We start from the raw sequence: 7,154 nt of genomic DNA on the forward strand, positions 1-7,154 counted from the left end.
CGACTTCTTCGTGACCTTCGTACCGTCGGTCCTGTCCCTCGCCGCCCGGGCCGCCGCATCGCGCTCGGCCTGACGCGACCGCGCCGCGTCCTGGCGACCCGCCCGCGCAGCCGCACCAGCGGCACCCGACGACCGACCAGCCTGCGACGTGCCACCACCCGAGGAGCCCGACGACGAACCACCACCCGACCCCGAAGACGAACCGCCACCCGCCGCTCCCGCCGCCGCGGCACCCGCCGCCCCGGCCGGCGGCGCCGTCGGCGCCGCCGACGGCCCAGCGCCGGCCCCCGACACCCGTACCACCGCGGCCCCGAGATCGGGCAACGGGATCTGATCGACCGGCGTCCCCGGCGGAACGTCGACGGTCACCTGGAGCACCCGGCCCCCGGCCAGCGTGACGCTGATCGTGCGCGACTCCGCCGACGCGCCCTGCGTCGTCCCGAGCCCCACCGCGACCGCACCCGCGGCCGACAGCCCTACCAGCACCTTGCGCGCCATTCCCTCGCCCCTCGTCACCATCGAACTCAGCGGTCGCCGGCACGACGCCGGACGCGCTCTCCCGACGCCACCGTAGGTCCGACGCGCGGACGGCGCATCCACCGCACGGAGCGTTCCCCTCCCCCGGACGGGAGATCTGGTCGACGGTCGATGCGGCTCGAGCCCTGCACGGCCAGACCCTACAGACTGTCCGGACAGCTTGTCAACGATCGGGCGCGGGCGACTCGGTTGCGGCCCAGCGTGCCGTGTCCGTCAGCTGGACCAGCTCGACCAGCCGCCCGTCGCGCGCGGACCAGAGGTGCGCGAAGCCCGCGTCGACCGCGCCGCCGGTGCCGCGGTGGCGCCCGCGGTAGCGCCCGAGGACCAGCAGCCGGCCGTCGGCGCAGGGAATCCACTCCTGCGGCTCCGCGCCCACGGCGAAGGCCCGGCCGACCGCCCACCAGCCCTCGCGGATCATCGCCTCGGCGCCCTCGCGCAGCCCGCCGAGCCCCTCCGGCATCCCCTCGGCCAGGCGGCCGACGAAGACCGGGTCCAGCAGCTCCAGCAGCGTCGCCTCGTCGCCGGCGACCAGCGCCGGATAGGCCCGGCGGACCAGGCCGAACGCCTCGGCGGCGGGGCCGGGGTCGGGGTCGGGCGCGCGGTCCGGGCCGGCGGGGTCGGCGTCAGCGCCCACGGAACTCCGGCCTGGTCCGCGCGGCGAAGGCCGTGACGCCGGCCCGCGCGTCCTCGCTCCCGCCGAGCTCGATCATCGCCGCGTGCTCCTCGGCCAGCCGCTCGCGCACGCCCACGTCGCCGCTGCTCCGCAGCAGCGCGCGGATCCGCCCCAGCGCCCGGGTCGGTCCCGCCGCCAGGCGCCGCGCGGTCGCCAGCGCCTCGTCGGCCAGCGCCTCGGGCGCCACCGCCCGCGTCGCGATCCCCCACTCGCACGCCTCCCGCGCCGAGAGCACGCGCCCCTCCAGCAGCAGCTCCTGGGCGCGCCGCAGGCCGACCAGCCGCGGCAGCCACCACGAGCCGTTGCCATCACCGCTGAGCCCGAGCTTGTCGAAGCCGGTCGCGAGCTTCAGATCGCTGGCCACGATCACCACGTCCGCCAGCCACAGCAGCCCCAGGCCGCCGCCGGCGGCACCGCCCTGGACCGCGCAGACCACCGGCACCTCGACCTCGCCGAGGTCGCCGAGCGCGGCGTGGAAGCCGCCGATCATCTGGTCGAGCGTCTCTCCCAGCCGGTCGGCCCGATCGCCGATGTAGCCCAGGTCGCCGCCGACGGTGAAGGCCGGGCCCTCGGCGTCGATCAGCAGCGCGCGGATCGGCGCCGCCCGGATCGCGGCGACCGCCGTGCCCAGCTCGTCGACGAACCGCTGGTCGATCGCGTTGCGGCGCGCGCCGGCGATCAGCCGCAGGCGCCCGACGTCGCCGTCGCAGGCGAACGAGACGCGCGACGGGCCGCCCCCGCTGGCCGCGGCATCGGCCCGTTCGCTGTCCGTCGTCGTCACTGCAGGCGTCTCCGGGGGTCGGGAAGGGAGATGCGGCCGGGCCGCGAGCACGCGCGTCGGTCGACGCGGGCCGCTGTTGGGGGCGCAATTTGAGGAGAGCTGACCCGGCCCGGCCGCACGCGGCAGTCTACGAGGTCGAAGGACATACTGTCAAGACAGCATGTCCATTCAACGGCCGTAGATCCGCCGGACGACCTCGGCCATCATCCGCGAGCGCCAGCCGGCGTACGGGAAGTGGTGGAGGTCCCGGCGCAGCGGCGGCCCGCTGCCGAGGATCGTCTGGGTCCGGCAGTACTTGCGGATCCCGGTCGCCCCGTGACGGGAGCCGACGCCCGACGTCTTCCACCCGCCCATCGGCGCGTCGAAGACCATGTAGTTCACCAGCGCGTCGTTGACGCAGACCGCGCCGCACTGCATCCGCCGCGCGATCGCCTCGCCCTTGCGACGGTCGCGGGTGAAGACGCTGCCCTGGAGCCCGTAGGGCGAGTCGTTGGCCAGCCGGATCGCCTCGTCGACGTCGGCGACCCGCATGATCGGCACCGTCGGGCCGAACGTCTCCTCGGTCATGCACGCCATCGAGTGGTCGACGTCGACCAGCACCGTCGGCTCGAAGAAGCGACCCGCTCCGGGCCGCGGCCCGCCGCCGGTCAGCGCTCGGGCGCCCTTGGCCAGGGCGTCCTCGACGTGGCGGCGGATGATCTCCAGCTGCGGCGGGTGGGTGACGGCGCCGACCTCGACGCTGCCCGGGCCGTCGGCGGCGCCCTGTCGCAGCCCGCGGACGATCTCGGCCACCCGCGCGACGAACCGGTCGTGGACCGCGGCCTCGACGTAGATCCGCTCGATCGAGATGCAGACCTGGCCGCTGTTGCAGAGGGCCGAGAACGCCGCCGCGTTGGCCGCGCGCTCGATGTCGGCGTCGGCGCAGACGATCATCGCGTCCTTGCCGCCGAGCTCCAGCGAGACCGGGGTGACGGTCCTCGCGGCACGCTCCATCACCGCCTGGCCGGTCCGGGTCGAGCCGGTGAACATCACGTAGTCGCTGACGTCGACGACCGCCTCGCCGGTCTCGCGAGCGCCGTTGGCGACGGTGAAGACGCCGGGCGGCAGCCCGCAGTCGGCCAGCATCTCGGCGGTCAGCAGGGCGGTCAGCGGGGTCACCTCGGACGGCTTGAGGATCACCGCGTTGCCGGCCATCAGCGCCGGGACGCAGTCGCCGAAGGCGTTGACCAGCGGGTAGTTCCACGGCCCGATCACGCCGACCAGCCCGAACGGCTCGTAGCGGACCGCGACCCGTCGCCCGAGCACCATCGGCGAGAAGGTCCGGAAGCGGTCCTCGGCCAGGTAGCCCTTGGCGCGCTTGGCCCAGAACCCGAAGCTCTGCATCGCGACGGTCAGCTCGAGCTGCGCGTCGTCGTCGGTCTTGCCGGTCTCGGCGCAGATCGTGCGCCGCATCCGCTCGCCGTTGCCGGCCAGCCAGCGGCGGGCGCGCCGGAAGACCTCGCCGCGCTCCTCGAACGACGCGGCGGCCCAGGCGACCTGGGCGCGGCGCGCGCGTTCGGCGAGCGCCCGGACTTCGGTCGCGTCGGCGACGGGCACCTCCTGGATCGTGGCGCCGGTGGCCGGCGCCTCCACGTGCAGGACGGTCGTGCTGTCGGTGGCCATCGGTGCTTCCCCTCGCGTGTCCGGCGGCGACCCGCCGCCTCGACGCAACACGCTACATCGTGTCCGTACGTAGTGTCCAGCGCCCTAGCGCCGCGGCTGCACCTGCGAGTCCTTGCGCAGGTGCGGGAACTGCGACGTGACCCCGTCGAAGGTCAGCTTGCCCTGCGGCCGGCACGGCGGCGCGCCGAGGACGTCGAGCACGCCGAGCAGGCTCGGCGGGTTGGCGGCGTTGCTGCAGTCCGCCGCCAGCAGGCCGCCCTTGCCCAGCTCGGCGTAGCCGCCCGGCAGCGGGTAGGGGTTGTTGCGGTCGGCCGGCGGACGCCGGATCACCCCGGCCAGCTGGTTGCTGTTGATCGGCGGATCGACCCGCACCAGGTGCAGCATCCGCCCGTCGCCGGTCGGGGCAGTCAGCTGGGTCGCGGCGGCGGTGTTGGCGAACGTCACCCCGAGATCGCGGCGGTAGAGGTTCAGGTAGCGCAGCATCGGCAGCGCGTCGTCGGTGACCGGCTCCAGCTGGTCCATCAGCGGCCCGACCTGGTCGAGGACGCGGCTCAGCGCCGGGAACCCGCTCTCGAGCTTGGTCAGCGTCGGCCCCAGGCGCACGACCGCGCGCCGCAGGTCCGGGGCGAGGCCCTTCAGATCCTCCAGCGCCGGGCGGATCAGCGGCGTCACCGGCCGCAGGTCGGCCACCACCGGCGCGGCGTCGCCGGCGAACGCGCGGGCGGTCCGCAGCGTCGCGCGGGTCTGGTCGAGCATCGGCGGCAGCAGCCGGACCGTCCGGCGCAGGGCGGCCGCGTCGCCGGCGGTCGTCGCGGCAACCGCCCGGCCGCTGCGCAGCAGCTCCCGGACCGCGCCCTGCTGCTCGCCGACGGCGGCGAAGGTGCGGCCCAGGTCGCGGACCCCCGAGCGGACCGCCCGCGACTGGCGGGCGATCGTGGTCAGCACCGGCTCGGCGGCGGCGAGCGCCGGGTCGAGCTGCCCGACCGCCCCGTTGAGGTCGGCGCCGCGGCCGTCGATCGCCTTCGCGAACGAGGTCACGAGCTTCTGGAACCGCGGTCGCGAGCGGCGGTCGAAGACGTCGAGCACGTCGTCCAGCTCGGTCGCCTGGACGGCGGCGTCGCGGGTCAGCCGGCCGCCATCGGGGATCGCCGGTCCGCGGCGGTCGCCGAACGACAGTTCGACGTAGGTCTCCCCGACCACGGTCTTCGTCCGCAGCGTGGCGCGGGTGTCCCGCGGCAGCGGCGCGAACCGCGGCTGGATCTCGAGCGAGACCCGCACCAGCTTGCCGTCGGGCTGGATCCTGGTCGCCTTGCCGATGCTGACGCCGCTGATCCGGACGTCGGCGTAGCTGGCCAGCTGCGATCCCTGGCGGAAGTCGACCGAGACCGTGTAGGGCTTGGGTCGCAGCGGCACCTGGCCGCCGAAGCTCGTCCAGAGGAACAGCAGCAGGCCGAAGCTGGACAGCGCGAAGGCCACCATCAGCACGATCTGCGCCGGACGCGGTCCGTTCTTGTTCATCGGCACAGCCCCAGCGAGTCGAGGATGCCGGTCAGGGCGCTGGTGCCCGGGATCCCGGAGAGGCTCGCGCAGCCGACCAGCAGCTGGCCGCGCCAGACCGCCCCGGAGGCGTCCTGGGTGCTCAGCAGCGAGTTGCCGTTGTGCAGGAACCAGGCGAGCCAGAAGAGGTAGCCCTCCTCCTTGCCGGCCGGGTTGTAGCCGAGGACGTTGCTCACGTACTGCAAGGAGCGGGCGGTCCTCCCGAGGTCCCCGAGCACCGGCTTCAGCGACGTCAGCGCGCCGTCGAGCCGCTCGAGCACGGGCTGGCCGGCGACCGCCAGCGCCTGCACCGGACGCAGGTCGGCCGGCAGCTCGGCCAGCAGCGGGTCGAGCTTCGGCAGCGCCCCGCCGGTCGCGCGCAGCGCCGTCCGCAGCTGCGGCGCGGCGCCGCGGATCTCGCTGCCGAGGCTGGCCGCGGCGCCGACCGCGGTGCGGGCGCCGTCGAGGGTCGCCGGCAGCTCGCGCAACGACGCGCGGACGTCGGCGTCGCGCCGCCCGACCGCGTCGAGCGTGGCCGCGGCGCCGTCGATCAGGCGCACCAGGTCGGCGTCGCGGCCGCCGAGCGCGGCCGAGATCCGCTTCACCCGCGAGACGCCGGTGCGGACCAGCGACCGCCGCTCGCGCAGGACCGACAGCACGCGGTGGGCCTGCTTCGCGGTCGGCACCGAGAGCGCCAGCAACCGCTGGATCTGCTCGCCACGGCCGTCGAGCCCGGTCCTCGTCGCCGCCAGGAACTGCTGCAGGTAGGCGCGCGAGTCGCCGTCGAGGCTCGACAGGACCTCGTCGATCTGGACCTGCGGGACCGTCTGCCGGATCGGGATCGTGCCGCCGTCCGGCAGCTTCGGGCTCCGCCGGCTGCCGGGCTGCAGGTCGATCGCCATGTCCTGCAGGCCGGTCCGCGGGCGCAGCGCCATCGTCGCGTCGCGGTGGACCGCATCGAGCCGGTCGCGCTTGATCCGCATCGAGACGATCGCCGTCCCGCGGTCCGAGCGGCGGACGCCGCGGATCTCCCCGACCGGGACCCCGGCCACGGTCACCTGCTGGCCCTGGCCGCCGACGACCGCCTGGGCCGAGGCGAACTCGGCGTTGACGGTGTAGGAGCTCTGCCACGGCAGCGGGACCCGCTGGTTGACCAGCAGGTAGCCGGCCACCAGCAGCGCCAGCACCATCGCCACCACGATCACGGCGACCGCCCACCAGTGCTGGCGGATCGTGCGCAGCTGGGCCCTCATCGGCCGTCCTCCCCCTGGCCGAGCAGGGCCCCGAGCGTCTGCCGGAGCGCCGCCTGGCGGCCGCCGCGGGCGGCGCCGTCGCCGCTCTCGGGCAGCAGCCGGCGGGCCTCGCGGGCGACGGCGCGCGGATCGATCGGCGCGTTGCGCCGGCTGGCCCGGAACGGCCGCGGCGTGGTCTCCAGGTCGACGCGCCGCTGGGTCTCGCAGGGGACGTCGGGACGGTACGGCGGCGTGCTGCTGGGCTTCGGCGGCGACGAGCCCTGGATCGGCAGTTCGCTGCGGCCCTGGACCTCGCCGCCGGCGGTCGCGCTGGTGGTCACGAGCTGGTTGCCGAGCCCGAGCAGGTAGCGCACGAAGTAGCCGTTCTGGTCGAACGACGCGACCGACGAGTTGAGGCCGACCGCCAGCGACGCCGCGTCCCGCCAGACCGGCTGCCCGGTCGAGTGGCGGCCGTCGGGCACGGTCGCGCGCAGCACCGGGGCGACGTTGTCGGCGACGCAGCGCGCGACCGGACGCAGGTCCGCCAGCGCGGCGCCGAGCGGGTCGCTGACCTCGGAGACCGTCCGGGCCGCCGGCCGGAAGGCGGCGAGCAGGCCCTGGACCGCCCCGCTGCGGGTCACGTCGCGGGCGGTGCGCAGGGCCGGCGCCGCCAGGTCGAGCGTCCGCGGCAGCCGCTCGATCACCGGGCGCGCGTCCGCCAGCAGCCCGCGGG

6 protein-coding genes and 1 pseudogene are annotated in these 7,154 nt (G+C 75.4%); all 7 read right to left on the reverse strand.

Annotation, left to right across the window (positions count from 1 at the left end):
• Nucleotides 1-498 (reverse strand): annotated as a pseudogene (locus tag PAI11_RS28285) (hypothetical protein); the annotation flags it as partial.
• Nucleotides 499-700: 202 nt separating this feature from the next.
• Nucleotides 701-1,171 carry a nuclear transport factor 2 family protein gene (locus tag PAI11_RS07535; RefSeq protein ID WP_007572605.1) on the reverse strand — a complete coding sequence of 157 codons (471 nt, stop codon included), beginning with the start codon at nucleotides 1,169-1,171 and terminating at the stop codon, nucleotides 701-703.
• A complete protein-coding gene (locus PAI11_RS07540) occupies nucleotides 1,161-1,991 on the reverse strand; it encodes an enoyl-CoA hydratase/isomerase family protein (protein ID WP_007572607.1) in 831 nt (276 codons plus the stop codon). Before PAI11_RS07540 ends, PAI11_RS07535 begins: the two co-directional genes overlap by 11 nt.
• A 168-nt stretch (nucleotides 1,992-2,159) precedes the next feature.
• Nucleotides 2,160-3,653, reverse strand: a complete 1,494-nt coding sequence (locus tag PAI11_RS07545) for an aldehyde dehydrogenase family protein (protein ID WP_007572608.1) — start codon at nucleotides 3,651-3,653, stop codon at nucleotides 2,160-2,162.
• A gap of 84 nt (nucleotides 3,654-3,737) precedes the next feature.
• A complete protein-coding gene (locus PAI11_RS07550) occupies nucleotides 3,738-5,171 on the reverse strand; it encodes an MlaD family protein (RefSeq protein WP_007572610.1) in 1,434 nt (477 codons plus the stop codon).
• Complete coding sequence (locus tag PAI11_RS07555) at nucleotides 5,168-6,442, reverse strand: MlaD family protein (RefSeq protein WP_007572612.1); 1,275 nt, start codon at nucleotides 6,440-6,442, stop codon at nucleotides 5,168-5,170. Before PAI11_RS07555 ends, PAI11_RS07550 begins: the two co-directional genes overlap by 4 nt.
• On the reverse strand, nucleotides 6,439-7,154 hold a 716-nt coding region (locus PAI11_RS26920; protein ID WP_040599031.1), incomplete at its 5' end, for a hypothetical protein. The genes PAI11_RS26920 and PAI11_RS07555, both read right to left, overlap by 4 nt.

This window comes from Patulibacter medicamentivorans, assembly GCF_000240225.1.
Taxonomy (GTDB): domain Bacteria; phylum Actinomycetota; class Thermoleophilia; order Solirubrobacterales; family Solirubrobacteraceae; genus Patulibacter; species Patulibacter medicamentivorans.

Excerpts from the sequence above, each read along its gene's own strand:
- PAI11_RS07550 (WP_007572610.1), bottom strand. The coding sequence starts at position 5,171 with ATGAACAAGAACGGACCGCGTCCGGCGCAGATCGTGCTGATGGTGGCC.
- PAI11_RS07555 (WP_007572612.1), bottom strand. The coding sequence starts at position 6,442 with ATGAGGGCCCAGCTGCGCACGATCCGCCAGCACTGGTGGGCGGTCGCC.
- PAI11_RS07545 (WP_007572608.1), bottom strand. The coding sequence starts at position 3,653 with ATGGCCACCGACAGCACGACCGTCCTGCACGTGGAGGCGCCGGCCACC.